The sequence below is a fragment of the Paenirhodobacter sp. YD-8 genome (genome assembly GCF_056590935.1).
Map to the genome: position 1 here is coordinate 3,523,095 of NZ_CM152649.1, position 15,616 is coordinate 3,538,710.

The 15,616-nt window shown below is 69.4% G+C and carries 16 protein-coding genes; 13 read left to right on the forward strand and 3 right to left on the reverse strand.

From position 1 onward, the window contains the following. Positions 1 to 157 precede the first annotated feature (157 nt). Positions 158 to 925, forward strand: a complete 768-nt coding sequence (gene truA / locus AC0QTQ_RS17105) for a tRNA pseudouridine(38-40) synthase TruA (RefSeq protein ID WP_480257566.1) — start codon at positions 158 to 160, stop codon at positions 923 to 925. 1 nt (position 926) lies between these two features. On the opposite strand, the gene AC0QTQ_RS17110 is transcribed toward truA, so the two are convergent. The 3 genes from AC0QTQ_RS17110 to AC0QTQ_RS17120 all read right to left on the reverse strand — a co-directional run bounded on the left by AC0QTQ_RS17110 (position 927) and on the right by AC0QTQ_RS17120 (position 4,533). Next, a complete protein-coding gene (locus AC0QTQ_RS17110) occupies positions 927 to 2,855 on the reverse strand; it encodes a polysaccharide biosynthesis protein (protein WP_480257567.1) in 1,929 nt (642 codons plus the stop codon). Between the two features lie 125 nt (positions 2,856 to 2,980). Beyond that, on the reverse strand, positions 2,981 to 3,586 hold the full coding sequence (locus tag AC0QTQ_RS17115) for a sugar transferase (RefSeq protein ID WP_480257568.1): 606 nt from the start codon (positions 3,584 to 3,586) through the stop codon (positions 2,981 to 2,983). After that, positions 3,583 to 4,533: an NAD-dependent epimerase/dehydratase family protein gene (locus AC0QTQ_RS17120; RefSeq protein ID WP_480257569.1), complete on the reverse strand. Its 951-nt coding sequence runs from the start codon at positions 4,531 to 4,533 to the stop codon at positions 3,583 to 3,585. Before AC0QTQ_RS17120 ends, AC0QTQ_RS17115 begins: the two co-directional genes overlap by 4 nt. A gap of 130 nt (positions 4,534 to 4,663) precedes the next feature. Between AC0QTQ_RS17120 and AC0QTQ_RS17125 the strand changes: the two genes are divergently transcribed. The 12 genes from AC0QTQ_RS17125 (at position 4,664) to AC0QTQ_RS17180 (ending at position 15,579) form a co-directional block, all read left to right on the forward strand. After that, positions 4,664 to 5,710, forward strand: coding sequence for a polysaccharide biosynthesis/export family protein (locus tag AC0QTQ_RS17125; RefSeq protein WP_480257570.1), 1,047 nt, complete (start codon positions 4,664 to 4,666; stop codon positions 5,708 to 5,710). A 122-nt stretch (positions 5,711 to 5,832) separates the two neighbouring features. After that, positions 5,833 to 6,699 carry a branched-chain amino acid aminotransferase gene (locus AC0QTQ_RS17130; protein ID WP_480257571.1) on the forward strand — a complete coding sequence of 289 codons (867 nt, stop codon included), beginning with the start codon at positions 5,833 to 5,835 and terminating at the stop codon, positions 6,697 to 6,699. An 86-nt stretch (positions 6,700 to 6,785) separates the two neighbouring features. Next, a complete protein-coding gene (locus AC0QTQ_RS17135) occupies positions 6,786 to 7,820 on the forward strand; it encodes a hypothetical protein (RefSeq protein WP_480257572.1) in 1,035 nt (344 codons plus the stop codon). A gap of 10 nt (positions 7,821 to 7,830) precedes the next feature. Continuing rightward, a complete protein-coding gene (locus tag AC0QTQ_RS17140) occupies positions 7,831 to 8,286 on the forward strand; it encodes a universal stress protein (RefSeq protein ID WP_480257573.1) in 456 nt (151 codons plus the stop codon). Positions 8,287 to 8,394: 108 nt separating this feature from the next. Beyond that, positions 8,395 to 8,952 (forward strand): NifU family protein, encoded by a 558-nt coding sequence (locus tag AC0QTQ_RS17145; protein ID WP_480257574.1) that lies wholly within the window; start codon positions 8,395 to 8,397, stop codon positions 8,950 to 8,952. After that, positions 8,942 to 9,595: a tRNA (adenosine(37)-N6)-threonylcarbamoyltransferase complex dimerization subunit type 1 TsaB gene (gene tsaB, locus AC0QTQ_RS17150; protein WP_121533713.1), complete on the forward strand. Its 654-nt coding sequence runs from the start codon at positions 8,942 to 8,944 to the stop codon at positions 9,593 to 9,595. Before AC0QTQ_RS17145 ends, tsaB begins: the two co-directional genes overlap by 11 nt. Beyond that, entirely contained in the window at positions 9,595 to 10,020 is a 426-nt protein-coding gene (gene rimI / locus AC0QTQ_RS17155) for a ribosomal protein S18-alanine N-acetyltransferase (RefSeq protein ID WP_480257575.1), read from the forward strand. The genes tsaB and rimI overlap by 1 nt, the downstream gene beginning before the upstream one ends. 155 nt (positions 10,021 to 10,175) lie before the next feature. Continuing rightward, positions 10,176 to 11,165 carry a BMP family lipoprotein gene (locus AC0QTQ_RS17160; RefSeq protein ID WP_480257576.1) on the forward strand — a complete coding sequence of 330 codons (990 nt, stop codon included), beginning with the start codon at positions 10,176 to 10,178 and terminating at the stop codon, positions 11,163 to 11,165. Beyond that, a complete protein-coding gene (locus AC0QTQ_RS17165; protein ID WP_480257577.1) occupies positions 11,165 to 12,739 on the forward strand; it encodes an ABC transporter ATP-binding protein in 1,575 nt (524 codons plus the stop codon). Before AC0QTQ_RS17160 ends, AC0QTQ_RS17165 begins: the two co-directional genes overlap by 1 nt. Continuing rightward, positions 12,736 to 13,827, forward strand: coding sequence for an ABC transporter permease (locus tag AC0QTQ_RS17170; RefSeq protein ID WP_121533717.1), 1,092 nt, complete (start codon positions 12,736 to 12,738; stop codon positions 13,825 to 13,827). The genes AC0QTQ_RS17165 and AC0QTQ_RS17170 overlap by 4 nt, the downstream gene beginning before the upstream one ends. Beyond that, positions 13,827 to 14,795 carry an ABC transporter permease gene (locus tag AC0QTQ_RS17175; protein ID WP_121533718.1) on the forward strand — a complete coding sequence of 323 codons (969 nt, stop codon included), beginning with the start codon at positions 13,827 to 13,829 and terminating at the stop codon, positions 14,793 to 14,795. The genes AC0QTQ_RS17170 and AC0QTQ_RS17175 overlap by 1 nt, the downstream gene beginning before the upstream one ends. Beyond that, a complete protein-coding gene (locus AC0QTQ_RS17180) occupies positions 14,779 to 15,579 on the forward strand; it encodes a purine-nucleoside phosphorylase (protein WP_480257578.1) in 801 nt (266 codons plus the stop codon). The genes AC0QTQ_RS17175 and AC0QTQ_RS17180 overlap by 17 nt, the downstream gene beginning before the upstream one ends. Positions 15,580 to 15,616: the final 37 nt, after the last annotated feature.

Below are 15,616 nucleotides of genomic sequence, written 5' to 3' on the forward strand. Positions count from 1 at the left end.
GAAGCAATTGGAAGCGGATCGTCCCCTGCTTTCTCCTTGCCGGAAATACCTCGGGGGTGAGGCCGCGAGGCCGAGGGGGGCAGCGCCCCCTGCCCCGCTCGGGGCCCCTGTTCGCTCGGGGATTGCGCGCGGGCCGGCGGCAGGCTATCGCCGGGGCATGCCCAGATATGCGTTCAGGATCGAATATGACGGTGGCCCCTTCGCGGGCTGGCAGCGACAGGCGGACCAGCCCTCGGTGCAGGGCGCGGTCGAGGCGGCGCTGGCGCGGCTCGAGCCCGGCCCCCACACCATCGCCGCGGCGGGCCGCACCGATGCGGGCGTGCATGCGACGGCGCAGGTCGCGCATGCGGATCTGCGCAAGGACTGGGACCCGTTCCGCCTGTCCGAGGCGCTGAACTTCCATCTGAAGCCCGCGCCGGTGGCGATCAGCGCCTGTGCGCGGGTGGCCGACGATTTCCACGCCCGCTTCTCGGCGCTCGAACGGCGCTATCTGTTCCGTCTCGTCGCCCGCCGCGCGCCGGTCGTGCATGACCGCGGCCTCGTCTGGCAGGTGCAGAACCCGCTCGATGTCGCGGCGATGCAGGCGGGGGCGGCGCATCTGCTCGGCCGGCACGACTTCACCACCTTCCGCTCCTCGCTGTGTCAGGCGGCAAGCCCGGTGAAGACGCTCGACGAGATCCGGATCGAGGAGATCGACTACCCGTCCGGGCGCGAGATCCGCTTTCATCTGCGCGCGCGCAGCTTCCTGCACAACCAGGTGCGCTCGATCGTCGGCACGCTCGAGCGGGTCGGCGCCGGCTCCTGGGCGCCCGATCAGGTGCGCATGGCGCTCGAGGCCTGTGACCGGGCCGCCTGCGGGCCGGTCTGCCCGCCGCAGGGGCTCTACCTGAACGGGGTGAGCTATCCGGAGGAGCCCTTCGGCTGAGTCACTCCGCCGGCACGTCGGCGGCGTGCTGCGCCTCGACGATGCGGCATTGCAGCGCCGATTTCGGCAGGCTCTGCGGGTCGTATTCGCGCACCGCCCGCGCCACGACCGAGATCACCTCGGCGTCGCTGCCGCGCTCGACCGAGTCGCGCAGATCGCGCAGGGCCGCGGCGGTTTCCAGCTCGGACAGGTGATCCTCGCGCACCCGGATGATCTTCGGATGCGCGGTGGCCTGGGCGCCCTTGCGCACCATCAGCTCCTCGTGCAGCTTCTCGCCCGGGCGCAGGCCGGTGACCACGATCTCGATGTCGCCATTCGGGTTCCCGTCATCGCGCACGGTGTAGCCCGAGGCGGCGATCATCCGCCGCGCCAGATCGCCGATGCGCTGCGGTTTGCCCATGTCGAGAACATAGACCTCGCCGCCCTCGGCGAAGGAGCCCGCGAGCAGCACGAGGCGCGAGGCCTCCTGGATCGTCATGAAATAGCGCGTCACCTTCTCGTCGGTCAGCGTGACCGGGCCGCCGCGGGCGATCTGCTGCTGGAAGAGCGGAATCACCGACCCCGAGGAACCGAGCACGTTGCCGAAGCGCACGATCGAGAAGATCGTCTTCGGCGCCCGCGCCGCCAGATCCTGGATCACCAGTTCCGCGAAGCGTTTCGAGGCGCCCATCAGGTTGCCCGGCCGCACCGCCTTGTCCGAGGAGACGAGCACGAAGCGTTTCACCCCGGCGTCGCGCGCGGCCTTCGCCAGCACCGCGGTGCCGAGCGTGTTGTTCGCCAGACCGACGCGCGGGTTCATCTCGACCAGCGGCACGTGCTTGTAGGCCGCGGCATGCAGCACCACGGCGATCGCGTTGCGCTCGATCACCTGGCTCACATGCACGCCGTCGCAGATCGAGCCGAGCACCGGAATGATCTCGACGCCGAAGGATTCGGCCAGAACGCGCATCTCGGCTTCAGCATTGTAGAGCGCGATCTCGGAGAGTTCGAACAGCACCAGCCGCGCCGGCCGGCAGCCGATCACCTGACGGCAAAGCTCGAGCCCGATCGAGCCGCCGGCGCCGGTGATCATCACATTCGCGCCGCGATAGGCCGAACAGCCGGTGGTCAGCGCCTCGTTCAGCGGGTCGCGCATCAGCAGCGCCGCGGGGCCCGCGGGCACCAGCCGGCTCATCAGCTCGTCGCCGCCATGCAGCTGCGAGAAGGCCGGCAGGGTCTGCACCTCGAGCCCGAGCTTGTGCAGCCGCTTCGTGATGAAGGTCTGCTTGTCGACCGAAACCGAGGGCATCGCGAGGATCACCCGGTTGATCTTGAAGCGGTCGCGCAGCAGCCCGGCATGCACGCCCGAATAGATCGGCAGCCCGTTCGCGTTCATCCCGGCCAGCGTGGCGTTGTCATCGAGGAAGGCATAGACGACCAGCCCGTCGACCTTTCGCAGCTCGCGCGCCAGTGCCATGCCGGTGCGGCCCGCGCCATAGATCGCCACGCGCGTGAAGATTCGCGACCGGCGGTACATCTGCGTCAGCAGCCAGACCATGACCTGCCGGGTGCCGAAATAGGCGGCAAAATAGACCAGCGCGAAGATCACGTGGAACCCGCCGCTGAGCCCCATGCCCGCAACCTTCGAGAAGGCCGCCGACAGAACCCCGAGCGCCGCCGCGACCAGCATCGACCGGGCGACGGCATCGCCCTCGTATTCCTTCAGCTTCAGCCGGTTCAGCCCGAAGACAGCACTGAGCAGCGCTGCAGCGCCCATCAGCACGGGCAGCAGCAACCAGTGATTGAGCAAGACCGAGGCGATCAGCGCCTCGGCCCGCGTACCCTTGAGCAGCATCGTCGCAAGGAATGCGAGAGGCACAAGCGCGACATCGACGAGGAGAAGGATGGAGGCCTTCTGCGCGCGGGTCAGCGTGATGATCTTCTTAATCATGATTTCCGGCCGTCCGCGTGGCAAGGGAATAAACGAAACATACTTTGTCGCGGGAGTTCTATCAACTCTTCGCAGGTGCAGAAACCCCGGTGCCTGCCGAAAAAAACGGCAAATATCCGCCGAACTCAGCGCGCCACCCGGCTTAGCGTTCTGAAAATCAGCACAATGTCAAAACAAACTGACGCATTCTGCGCATAGATCAGGTCCAGGCGGGCCTTCGCGGGAACGCAGCGGGCGCAATAGACCCGGTCGGTCTCTGCTGCAGTGCGGCATCGGGCCAGCAGCCATTCCTCGTGCCGGTGATAATGGATCGAGGCAAGCCCCGTCACCCCCGGGCGCGAGCGCAGCACCTGCGCATAGACCTCGGGAAAGCGCTCGACATATTGCCGCAGCGGCGGGCGCGGCCCGACGAAGGAGATGTCGCCGATCAGGATGTTCCACAGCTGCGGCAGCTCGTCGAGACGGAAGCGGCGCAGGACCCGGCCCGCCGGCGTGATCCGCGCGGTCTTGTCCGCCCCCGACACGCCCGAGTCGCGCGCCACGGTGGTCATCGTGCGGAACTTCCACAGCCGGAAGCCCCGGGTCGGCGTCTTCATCCGTTCGGCCGCATAGAAGAGCGGGCGCCCCTGGGTGAGCAGCAGCGCCGCCGCCACGATCAGCCCGACCGGCAGCACGATCGGCAGGATCGCAAGGGCGAAGAGGATGTCGAAAAGACGTTTTGAAAGGGTCACGCACGGGTCTCCTGCAGGGCGCGCAGATCGGCCACCACGGCCGCGGCGCGGGCCGGCGTCTCGGGCACGAGGCCGAGATCGACGGCGCGGGTCACGTCAAGCTCGACCTGCGCGATCACGCTGGCGGGCGCCGGGCGCGGCATCCAGGTCTCGCCCGCCGCGGCCAGCAGCGCATCCATCGGCAGCGCACCGGCAAGCGACAGGTTCAGCACCGACGGCAGATCCGCCCCCGCCGCCGCGAGCCGCACCAGGCGGGCCAGCGCCGCGGCGAGCGCCTGCGGCCCGATGAAGCTGCGCCGCGGCCCGTGCCCGTCGGCCAGGATGTCGAGCACCCGCCCGCCCTCGGGCGCGGCGCGGCCCAGAAGCGCATCCGCCCCGGCGACATTGCCGATGCGCAGCCAGATCGCCCCCGCCCGCCCGGCAAGCGCCTCCTCCATCGCGGCCTTCGCCGCGCCATAGGGGGCAAGCGGCGCGGGCGCGTCGGTCTCTCGGCACAGTCCCTCGTGACCCGCGCCATAGACCGCGGCCGAAGACGCCAGCAGCACCGGCCGGCCGCCGGCCGCATCCGCGGCATCGAGCGCCGCCCGCGCCAGCGTGGTGTTCAGCGCCAGCGCCTCGGGCGTCCCGGCGGTCACCCCGGCAAGATTGACAATCACGTCGCAGGCCCGGGCCGCGGCCGCGAAGGCCTCGGGGTCGCGCAGGGGATCGAAGACCAGCGACGCCCCTCCCTGCCCGGCAAAGGCCGATTCGCGTCGGGCCTGCCAGACGATGTTTTCCGGAGCCGGTTCCGCAGCTGCCGCGAAAGCGGGCGACCATGCCTGCCGCAGCAGCGGACCGAGGCGTCCACTTCCGCCGATAACGAGGAGGCGCGGATTCTTCGGCTTGAGAAATGGCTGTTTTGTGCTCATAGACGAAGGACGGAATGCTGGGGTGACTCGTGCTGCCATCGCAAAGCCTTAGCATCGGTCGCATGACCGCGAAACGGGGGATGTCTGAATGAAGTCGATGCGCCGTCTATCGGCCTCAGCCGTGTTGTTGTGCTCGCTCGCCGCCTGCACCCTGCCCCGCGGGGCCGCGATGCAGTCGGAGATCCTGGAGAACACGGGCTCGGAAGCACCGCAATTCGCCCATTACCCGGTCAACAGCAAGCTGCTGCCCGCGGTCCAGCACTGGCCCGCCAGCCAGGCGGCGGTGTCGCGGCAATGGCTCACGGGCGGGGTCGGTCGCTCCGGACAGGTGCTGACGGCCGGCGATTCGGTGCAGATCGCGGTTTGGGAAAACGGCGAGAACAAGCTGATGACCAACCCCGGCTCGCCGACGACGCAGCTGCAGACGACGCAGATCTCGAGCTCGGGCTCGGTCTTCGTGCCCTATGCCGGCCCGGTCAAGATCGCCGGCCTCACCCCCGACGAAGCGCGCGAGAAGATCCAGACCAAGGTGTCGGAACTGATCCCCGCGGCGCAGGTGCAGCTGGAATCGACGCCCGGCAAGTCGAATGCCGTCTCGCTGGTCGGCGGCGTCCTGCGGCCGGGCAACGTGCCGCTCACCGACCGCTCGCTCACCGTGCTGAACGTGATCTCGGAAGGCGGCGGCGTGCAGCCCTCGATCCTGAACCCGCAGCTGCGTCTGCTGCGCGGCGGCAAGGTCTACGAGACCTCGATGCAGCGTGTGCTCGACGATCCGGCGCTCGATGCCGGGGTGCGGCCGGGTGACAAGCTGGTGGTCGAGCCCGACCGGCGCAGCTTCCTGGCGCTTGGTGCCGCGGGGCGCGAGCAGGTCGTCAAGTTCCCGCAAGACCACGTCAGCGCGCTTGAAGCCGTGACCCTCGTCGGCGGCATCGACGGCGCCCGCGCCAACCCCAAGGGGGTGCTGATCCTGCGCCAATACCCGGCCTCGGCGGTGCGCGCCGACGGCAGGGGCGGCCCGATGCAGCAGCGCGTGGTGTTCTCGATCGACCTGACGACGACCGACGGGCTGTTCTCGGCGCAGAATTTCGAGATCCAGCCGGACGATCTCGTGCTGGCGACCGAAAGCGCGCTGGTCAACGTGCGGACCGTGCTCGGGCTGTTCAACACCTCGCTCACCTCGGTGCGCACGGTGCAGCGAATCGAGGCAAGCAACTGATCCCGCTCGCGGGCGGCGGCAGCGCGGCAGCCCGCTCCACCGCTTGATACCGATACAATCGCGGTGCTGGACCTTTGCCGGGATCGGGGCTTAGTCTCCGCCCCCGACAAAGGAGAGCAGACATGTCTTTCGGCAAGAATATCCGCACCTATTTCGAGGGCAAATGGCATGAGGGCGACATTCCCGTCATGCGCGCGGCCGACCACGGCCTGTGGCAGGGCTCGTCCGTCTTCGACGGCGCCCGCCTCTTCGACGGGCTCGTCCCCGACCTCGAGGCGCATTGCGCGCGCCTGAACCGCTCGGCGCAGGCGCTGATGATCACCCCCACCGTCGGCGACGAGGAGATGGTCGAGATCGCCCGCGAGGGGCTGAAGAAATACCCCGCGGGCGCCGCGGTCTATGTCCGGCCGATGTACTGGGCGATCGACGGCTCGGACGTGGGCGTCTCCCCGGCGCCGAACTCGACCCGCTTCGCGCTGTGCCTCGAAGAGGTGCCGATGCCCGCCGCCGATGCCGCGACGACGCTGACCACCACCTCGTTCCGCCGTCCGGTGATGGCCGACAACGTGTGCAACGCCAAGGCCGGCTGCCTTTACCCGAACAACGCCCGGATGCTGGTCGAGGCGCGCTCGAAGGGCTTCGGCAACGCGCTGGTGCAGGACGCCATGGGCAATGTCGCCGAAACCGCCACGGCGAACGTCTGGATGGTGAAGGACGGCGAATATTTCACCCCGATCGCGAACGGCACCTTCCTGTCGGGCCTGACCCGCAGGCGCCACATGGGCCTGCTGCGCGAAGCGGGCTATACCGTGACCGAGGCGGTGCTGACGCTCGATGACTTCCGCGGCGCCGACGAGATCTTCCTGACCGGGAACTTCTCGAAGGTGACGCCGGCGGTGGCCTTCGACGAGGTGAAATATGCCCACGGGCCCCTCACCAAGAAGGCGCGCGAGCTTTACATGGACTGGGCGCTCAGCCGTCCGCTCTGAGCCTGGCGTTCGGGCGGCGGGGGCGAGCGGCCCGATCAGAGGAGTCCGTCGATGCCCCCGTTCCCACCCGACGACCGGAGCCCGCGATGATCCGCGCCACGGCGCGGCTGGCCCTCGCCCTCTGGGCGGCGGCCTGTCTGGCCGGAGCCCTCTGGGGCCTTGCCCAGAACCCCTTGGCCGTCCCCTTCCTTGACCGCAGCGCCGCCGAGGCGAGGGCCGTGCTCACCTGGGCCACGGCGCGCGAGGCGACGCCCGAGTGGCTGCTGCCCCGCCTGAGTGCCGCGATCGCCGCCGATGACGCCGACGAGGTCGCCCTGCTGCGCGACATCGGCCACGACCACGCCATTCCGATTCCGCCCGATCTTGCCACCAGGGCCGAGGCGCTGATCGCCCGCCAAGAAAGCCTCGAGGCGCAGGCCGGCGCCTGCCTGCAGTGCATGGCCGACCTCTCCACCTGCCCCTCGCTCACCCTGGTCGCGGTCTGCGCGATTCCCTTCGAGCTGAGCCCGGCGGGCGATGTCGCGGCCCTTGGCCGACAGGGGGTGAACCTCGTCACCGGGCAGGATTTCGACGGGGTGGAGGCGGGGCTGGCGGCCGTGGGGCTGGCCGCGACGCTGGTCGCGATCCCGTCGCTCGGCACCTCGGTGCCGGTGAAGCTCGGCGCCAGCGTCCTGCGCGTGGCACGCAAGGCCCGCGCGCTGACGCCCGGCATGACCCGGGCACTGCGGCTGGCCGCGCGCGGCGGCGGCCGGATCGAGCGGTTGACCGCCTTCGCCAGCGATGTCACCCGCATCGCCAAGCAGACCTCGCCGGCCGAGGCGCTGCGGGTGCTGCGCCTTGCCGACAGTCCGGCCGAGCTGAGCCGCCTTGCGCGTCTGACAGATGCCGCCGGCCCCGACACGCGCAAGGCCCTTGCGGTTCTGGGCAAGGGGCGTAGCCTGCGCATCCTGCACCGTCTGAGCGATCTTGCGGTGATGACGGCGGGTCTCCTGTTGTCGATCGCCGCGCAGATTGGCACTCTGGCCGGAGCCATACTGAAACTGATGCTGCGCCGCGCCCTGCGCCGCCCTCCGCCCCGGCGCCTGCCGCCCGGGCTGCGGACCCGGCCGGGCCCCGGCTGAAGGAGACCCGATGCGCAAGTTCCTTGTCGTGCTCGACGACACGCGCGAATGCCTGAACGCGATGCGCTATGCCGCGATGCGCGCCGCCCATACCGGCGGCGGCGTGACCATCGTCTCGGTGATCCCGCCCGAGGAATATCAGCACTGGATCGGCGTCGCCGAGATCATGCGCGCCGAGGCCCGCGAGCGGATCGAGGCGCATTTCGAGGTCTTCGCGAAATGGATGCGCGACCGGCAGGGGGTGGACCCGGAACTGGTGATCCGCGAGGGCGAGCCGGTGCACGAGATCCTCGACGTGATCCGCACCGATACCGAGATCGGGGTGCTTGTCCTTGGCGCCGGAACCGACAAGTCGGGCCCCGGCCCGCTGGTCACCCAGCTCAGCCGTACCTCCGGCTCGCTGCCCTGCCCGCTGACCGTGGTGCCCGGCGACATGTCGAAGGAACGGCTCGAATCGATCACCTGAGCCACGGCGGGCGGGGTCCGGCTGCGCCAAAGCGGCGCATTTTGCCCCGCAAAACTTGACGGAAACACTCGGCGGCCGCATATGTGCCGCAAGCCAAGGAGGCGCGCCATGTTCATCCAGACCGAAACCACCCCGAACCCCGCAACGCTGAAGTTCCTGCCCGGCATGACCGTGCTCGAGGCCGGCACCGCCGATTTCCCCTCGGCCGAGGCGGCGGCGAAATCGCCGCTCGCGAAGCGGCTGTTCTCCGTGCCGGGGGTGGCCGGGGTGTTCCTCGGCGCCGATTTCGTCACCGTGACCAAGGATGCGGCGACCGACTGGGCGCATGCGAAGCCCGCGATCCTCGGCGCGATCATGGAGCATTTCCAGTCCGGCGCCCCGGTGATGGAAGGCGAAGGCACCCCGGTGCACGCCGAGCATGACGGCGAGGACGGCGCGATCGTCGCGCAGATCAAGGAGCTGCTCGACACCCGTGTGCGGCCTGCCGTGGCGCAGGACGGCGGCGACATCACCTTCCACGGTTTCGAGCGGGGCGTCGTCTACCTGCACATGAAGGGCGCCTGCGCCGGCTGCCCGTCCTCGACCCTGACGCTGAAGATGGGCATCGAGAACCTGCTGCGCCACTACATCCCCGAGGTCACCGAGGTGCGCCCCGTTGCCGGTTGAGGGATACGTTCTCGGCTTCGACACGTCGGCCGCGCATTGCGCGGCCGCTTTGCTGCGCGCGGGCCAGCCGGTGGCCGAGCGGCGCGAGGAGATGTCGAAGGGCCAGGCCGAACGGCTGATGCCGCTGCTCGAGGAGCTGCTCGCCTGTGCCGGCATCGGCTGGCATGACCTGGCCGCGATCGGCGTCGGCACCGGCCCGGGCAATTTCACCGGGGTGCGGATCTCGGTCGCGGCGGCACGCGGACTGGCGCTGTCGCTCGGCATCCCGGCAATCGGCGTGAGCACGCTCGAGGCGCTGGCCGAGGGCCTCGCCCGCCCGGTCACCGTGGTCGAGGACGCCCGCCGCGGCGAGGTCTATCTGCAGAGCTTCACCGCCGAGGGCGCCGGCGCCCCCGCTCTTCTGGCGCTGACCGAGCTGCCCGCGGGCATCGCCGGCCATGCGCTGACCGGCTCGGCCGCGGCACTCGCCTATTCCGAGGTGCAGGCGGGCGAACTGGTCGAGCCGGCAATGCCCTTGGCCGAAGCCATCGCCCGCATCGCCGCGCGCCGCGCCGGCACGCCGCAGCCGCGCCCGGCGCCGCTGTACCTGCGCTCGGCCGATGCCGCGCCGCCCTCGGACCCGCCGCCGGTGATCCTCGACTGATGACCGCCGCCGAGCTCGCCGCGCTGCATGCCGCGTGTTTCACCACGCCGCGCCCCTGGTCCGAGGCGGAGATCGCGGATCTCCTCGCCTCGCGCTTCTGCTTCCTGATCGAGGCGCCCGCGGGCTTCCTGATCGGGCGCGAGATCGCAGGCGAGGCCGAACTGCTGACTGTCGCCGTCGATCCCGCCGCGCGCCGGCAGGGGATCGGCCGGCGCCTGCTTGCGGACTTTGCCGCCGAGGCCCGCGCCCGCGGCGCCGACACCGCGTTCCTGGAAGTCGCCGAGGACAACGCCGCCGCCCGCGCGCTGTATGCCGCGGCCGGCTGGCAGGGCGCCGGGCGCCGGCGCGGCTATTACCACAGCCCCGACGGGCGCGCCGTGGACGCCCTCGTGCTGAGCCTCGCGCTGGCGCCGCCCAGCATTTGACCATCCGCTCAAATCCCCGCCAACTGCTGCCCGGGCGCGGCAAAATCGCGCTTGACCGGCCGCCGGTCCTCGGCGCTAATCGGGCTGGTCCGCGGGCCCTGCGCCCGCCAACGGCGTTCCGCGAGGGAACGCAGCACAACGACCGGGAGTGACCAATGACCTTGATGAAAAAGTTTCTCGGCGCGGCCGCCACGCTGGCGCTTCTCTCCGGCGCAGCCGCTGCCGATCCGGCGCTGATCTACGACCTCGGCGGCAAGTTCGACAAATCCTTCAACGAAGCGGCCTATGCCGGCGCGAAGAAATGGGCCGAGGAAACCGGCGGTTCCTACAAGGAACTGGAAATGCAGTCCGAGGCGCAGCGCGAACAGGCCCTGCGCCGTCTGGCCGAGTCGGGCGCCAACCCGATCGCGATGACCGGCTTTGCCTTCGGTGACGTGCTGAACACCGTCGCGCCGGACTATCCGAACACCAAGTTCGTCATCATCGACGCCGTGGTCGACCAGCCGAACGTGCGCTCGGTCGTCTTCACCGAGGAGCAGGGCTCCTACCTCGTCGGCATGATGGCCGCGCTCGCCTCGAAGTCGCAGACCGTGGGCTTCATCGGCGGCATGGACATCCCGCTGATCCGCAAGTTCGCCTGTGGCTATGCCCAGGGCGTGAAGGCGGTGAACGCCGACGCCAAGGTGCTGCAGAACATGACCGGCACCACCCCCGCCGCCTGGAACGACCCGGTGAAGGGCGCCGAGCTGACCAAGGCTCAGGTCGCGCAGGGTGCCGACGTAATCTATGCCGCCGCGGGCTCGACCGGCATCGGCATCCTGCAGGCGGCGGCCGACGCGAACATCCTGTCGATCGGCGTCGACAGCAACCAGAACTATCTGCACCCGGGCCAGGTCCTGACCTCGATGGTGAAGCGCGTCGACAACTCGGTCTACGAGGCGTTCAAGGAAGGCCCCGAGCTGAGCACCGGCACCATGGTGATGGACCTCGCCAAGGATGGCGTCGGCTATGCGATGGACGAGAACAACGCCAAGCTCGTCACCGACGAGATGAAGGCCAAGGTCGATGCCGCGGCCGCCAAGATCAAGTCGGGCGAGATCACCGTGCACGACTACATGACGGACAACACCTGCCCGGTGGAATGATGGCACCGGCACAGGACACGGGGCGGCAGGCAACTGCCGCCCCGGCGATCGAGCTGCGGGGCATCTCCAAGGCCTTCGGCCCGGTGCAGGCGAACAAGGACATCTCGATCCGGGTGATGCCCGGCACGATCCATGGCATCATCGGCGAGAACGGCGCGGGCAAGTCCACGCTGATGTCCATCCTTTACGGCTTCTACAAGGCCGACGCGGGCGAGATCCTGATCCACGGCCGCGAGGCGAAGATCACCGACAGCCAGGCCGCGATCCGCGCCGGCATCGGCATGGTCTTCCAGCATTTCAAGCTGGTGCAGAATTTCACCGTGCTCGAGAACGTCATTCTCGGCGCGGAAGAGGGGGCGCTGTTGCGCCCCTCCCTCGCCAAGGCGCGGCGCGAGCTGAAGCGGCTGGCCGAGGAATACGAGCTCGAGGTCGACCCCGATGCGCTGGTCGAGGAGCTGTCCGTAGGCCACCAGCAGCGCGTCGAGATCCTGAAGGCCCTTTACCGTCAGGCCGATATCCTGATCCTCGACGAGCCCACCGGGGTGCTGACGCCCGCCGAGGCGGACCACCTGTTCCGCATCCTCGCGAACCTGCGGATGCAGGGCAAGACGATCCTGCTGATCACCCACAAGCTGCGCGAGATCATGGAGATCACCGACACCGTCAGCGTCATGCGCCGCGGCGAGATGACCGCGACGGTGACCACGGCCGGGACCTCGCCCGAAGAACTGGCCGAGCTGATGGTCGGGCGCAAGGTGCTGCTGCACGTGCCGAAGGCGCCCGCCAATCCGGGCCGCACCGTGCTCGAAATTCGTGACCTGCGGCTGCGCGACGCGACCGGGGTCGAGCGGATCAAGGGGATCGATCTGACGATCCGCGCGGGCGAGATCCTGGGCATCGCGGGGGTCGCCGGCAACGGCCAGTCGGAACTCCTCGAGGTGCTCGGCGGCTTTGCCGCGGCGACCGGGAGCGTGCGGATGAACGGCGAGGAGATCGACCTGACCGGCCGGCACTCCGACGGCCAGACCCGGCGCGCACGCGGCATCGCCCATGTCCCCGAGGACCGCCACCACCTGGGCCTGATCCTCGATTTCTCCGCCTGGGAGAACATCGCCTTCGGCTATCACAACGCGCCCGAATACCAGAAGAACGCGCTTCTGATGGACAATGCCGCGATCATCGCCGACACCGAGGGCAAGATCGAGCGCTTCGACGTGCGCCCGCCGAATGCCTTCCTGCCGGCGAAGAGCTTCTCGGGCGGCAACCAGCAGAAGATCGTCCTCGCGCGCGAGATCGAGCGCAATCCCGATCTTCTTCTGGTCGGCCAGCCCACCCGCGGCGTCGACATCGGCGCGATCGAATTCATCCACAAGCGCATCGTCGAGCTGCGCGACGCCGGCAAGGCGGTGCTTCTGGTCTCGGTCGAGCTTGACGAGATCATGTCGCTCGCCGACCGCATCGCGGTGATGTTCGACGGCCGCATCATGGGCGAGCGCCTGCCCGCCGACACCAACGAACGCGAGCTGGGCCTGCTGATGGCCGGCGTCGCCGACAGCGCGGAGACCGCGGCATGACGAAACTGCCGACCTGGGCCGACCTCGTGCTCGTGCCACTGATCTCGCTCGTGCTGGCCGCGGCGATCTCGGCGCTCGTCATCCTCGGGATCGGCGGCGATCCGGTCGAGGCGGTGAAGGTGATGGTCGATGGCGCGCTCGGCTCGCCCTATGGCTGGGGCTATACGCTTTACTACACCACCTCGTTCATCTTCACCGGGCTCGGGGTGACGGTCGCCTATCACGCCGGGCAGTTCAACATCGGCGGCGAGGGGCAGGCGCAGCTCGGCGGGCTTGGCGTGGCGCTCGTCTGCTTGGCGCTGCCCTGGCCGCACTGGACGCTCGCCCTGCCCGCGGCGATGGTCGGCGCGGCGCTCTTCGGTGCAGCCTGGGCCGCGGTACCGGCCTGGCTGCAGGCGAAACGCGGCAGCCACATCGTCATCACCACGATCATGTTCAACTACATCGCCGCGGCGCTGATCGTCTATCTGCTGGTCGAGGTGCTGCGCCCCGCCGGGCAGATGGACCCGGCCACCCCCCGCTTCCCGAAGGGCGCGGCGCTGCCTGGCTTCCACGAGATCCCCGGCCTGTCGCTGATCTTCACCAGCAAGGTGCCGGCGAACGTCACCTTCTTCGTCGCGCTGCTGGCCTGCGTCGGCGTCTGGCTTTTGCTGTGGCGCACCCGGCTCGGCTACGAGATCCGCGCCTTCGGCAAGTCGAACTCGGCCGCGCGCTATGCCGGGATCTCGCCCGTCAAGGTCATCCTGCTGTCGATGCTGATCTCGGGCGGGCTGTCGGGGCTGATGGCGATCAACAACGTCATGGGCGAGGCCGGGCGGCTCTTGCAGAACTCGGCCGAGGGCGCGGGCTTCATCGGCATCGCGGTGGCGCTGATGGGCCGCAACCACCCGCTCGGCGTGTTCCTGGCCGCGTTCCTCTTCGGCTTCCTCTATCAGGGCGGGGCCGAGATGGGGCTCTGGACCTCGATCCCGATCGAACTGCGCCTGCTGGTGCAGGGCCTCGTGATCCTGTTCACCGGGGCGCTCGACACCATGGTGCGGATGATGATCGCCCCGTTCTTCCGCCCGCGCCGGAAGGAGGCCGCCTGATGGATTACGCAACGCTTCTGCAGGTTCTGGCCTCGACGCTGCGGCTCGCGACGCCGCTGCTGCTTGCCTGTCTGGCGGGGCTCTATTCCGAGCGCTCGGGCATCTTCGACATCGGCCTTGAAGGCAAGATGCTGATGGCGGCGATGGCCTCGGGCGCGATCGCGGCGATGACCGGTTCGGCCTGGATCGGGCTCGCCGCGGGGATCGGCGCCTCGCTGCTGCTGGCGGCGCTTCACGGCGTCGCCTCGATCACCTTCCGCGGCAATCAGCTGATCTCGGGCGTGGCGCTGAACTTCGTCGCCTCGGGCGCGACGGTGCTGATCGCGCAGGCGCTCTTTCAGCAGGGCGGCCGCACGCCCCCGCTGACCGGCGCGGCCCGGTTCGAGCCGCTCGCCCTGCCCTTCGTCGACACGCTGAAGGGGGTGCCCCTGTTCGGCCCCTTCTATGCGCAGGTTCTGTCGGGCCATTCGATCCTCGTCTATCTCGCGCTTGCCGCGGTGCCGGCGAGCTGGTGGCTGCTTTACCGCACCCGCTTCGGGCTGCGCCTGCGCGCCGTGGGCGAGAACCCGGAATCGGTCGACACCGCGGGCGTCTCGGTGATCCGGCTGCGCTATACCGCCGTCGCGCTGACCGGCGTGCTGTGCGGTGTCGCCGGCGCCTATATGGCGACCGCGCTGCAGGCGGGCTTTGGCCGCGAGATGACCGCGGGGCGGGGCTATATCGCGCTTGCCGCGCTGATCTTCGCGAAATGGCGGCCGTGGTCGGCACTGTGGGCGACGCTGCTCTTCGGCTTCCTGCAGGCGCTGGCGCTGCGCCCCGACGTGATCGAGGGCACGCTGCACATGAAGATCCCGGTGTCGTTCCTCGACGCCCTGCCCTACATCCTGACGGTGATCGTGCTGGCCGGTTTCGTCGGCCGCGCCATCCCGCCCCGTGCCGGAGGAGAACCCTATGTCAAAGAGCGCTGAGCTTGCCGAACTGATCCGCGCGCGCGCCGGCACCGAGCCGCCGCGCCTCGGGCTGATCCTCGGCTCGGGCCTCGGCCATCTCGCGGCCGAGGTCGAGGGCGTCGCGATCCCCTATGCGGACCTGCCGGGCTTTCCCCATGCCGGCGTCTCGGGCCACAATCCGCAGCTGGTGATCGGCACGCTCGAGGGCGTGCGTGTCGCGGTGCTGGGCGGGCGGGCGCATTACTACGAGCACGGCAACCCCGCCGAGATGCGCCTGCCGCTCGAGGTGCTGAAGGCGCTCGGCACCGAGACGCTCTTGCTCACCAATGCCGCGGGCTCGCTGCGTGCCGACATCGGCCCGGGCGATCTGATGATGCTGAACGACCACATCGCCTTCGCCGGCACCAACCCGCTGATCGGCGAGCCCTCGGACGCGCGCTTCGTGCCGATGACCGAGGCCCATGACCCGGTGATGCGCTCGACCCTGCGCGCCGCCGCCGAGGCCGAGGGCGTGGCACTGCCGCAGGGCGTCTATTGCTGGTTCTCCGGCCCCTCCTTCGAGACCCCGGCCGAGATCCGCGCGGCAAAGATCCTCGGCGCCGATGCCGTCGGCATGTCGACCGTGCCCGAGGTGATCCTGGCCCGTTTCCTCGGGCTGCGGGTCGCCGCCGTCTCGGTGATCACCAACATGGGCGCCGGGCTGTCGGCCGAAAGCATCAGCCACGAGCACACCAAGGCGATGGCGCCGCTTGGCGCGGCAAAGTTCGAACGCGTGCTGCGACGCTACCTGCGCAGCCTCTGAGCCCCGAAAGCGTCATTTGACAGTGGCCCCCGGCGGG

Coding starts and splice junctions, on each gene's coding strand:
- truA (WP_480257566.1), top strand. CDS start 158: ATGCCCAGATATGCGTTCAGGATCGAATATGACGGTGGCCCCTTCGCG.
- AC0QTQ_RS17110 (WP_480257567.1), bottom strand. CDS start 2,855: ATGATTAAGAAGATCATCACGCTGACCCGCGCGCAGAAGGCCTCCATC.
- AC0QTQ_RS17120 (WP_480257569.1), bottom strand. CDS start 4,533: ATGGCAGCACGAGTCACCCCAGCATTCCGTCCTTCGTCTATGAGCACA.
- AC0QTQ_RS17125 (WP_480257570.1), top strand. CDS start 4,664: ATGCAGTCGGAGATCCTGGAGAACACGGGCTCGGAAGCACCGCAATTC.
- AC0QTQ_RS17130 (WP_480257571.1), top strand. CDS start 5,833: ATGTCTTTCGGCAAGAATATCCGCACCTATTTCGAGGGCAAATGGCAT.
- AC0QTQ_RS17135 (WP_480257572.1), top strand. CDS start 6,786: ATGATCCGCGCCACGGCGCGGCTGGCCCTCGCCCTCTGGGCGGCGGCC.
- AC0QTQ_RS17140 (WP_480257573.1), top strand. CDS start 7,831: ATGCGCAAGTTCCTTGTCGTGCTCGACGACACGCGCGAATGCCTGAAC.
- AC0QTQ_RS17145 (WP_480257574.1), top strand. CDS start 8,395: ATGTTCATCCAGACCGAAACCACCCCGAACCCCGCAACGCTGAAGTTC.
- rimI (WP_480257575.1), top strand. CDS start 9,595: ATGACCGCCGCCGAGCTCGCCGCGCTGCATGCCGCGTGTTTCACCACG.
- AC0QTQ_RS17160 (WP_480257576.1), top strand. CDS start 10,176: ATGACCTTGATGAAAAAGTTTCTCGGCGCGGCCGCCACGCTGGCGCTT.
- AC0QTQ_RS17165 (WP_480257577.1), top strand. CDS start 11,165: ATGGCACCGGCACAGGACACGGGGCGGCAGGCAACTGCCGCCCCGGCG.
- AC0QTQ_RS17170 (WP_121533717.1), top strand. CDS start 12,736: ATGACGAAACTGCCGACCTGGGCCGACCTCGTGCTCGTGCCACTGATC.
- AC0QTQ_RS17175 (WP_121533718.1), top strand. CDS start 13,827: ATGGATTACGCAACGCTTCTGCAGGTTCTGGCCTCGACGCTGCGGCTC.
- AC0QTQ_RS17180 (WP_480257578.1), top strand. CDS start 14,779: ATGTCAAAGAGCGCTGAGCTTGCCGAACTGATCCGCGCGCGCGCCGGC.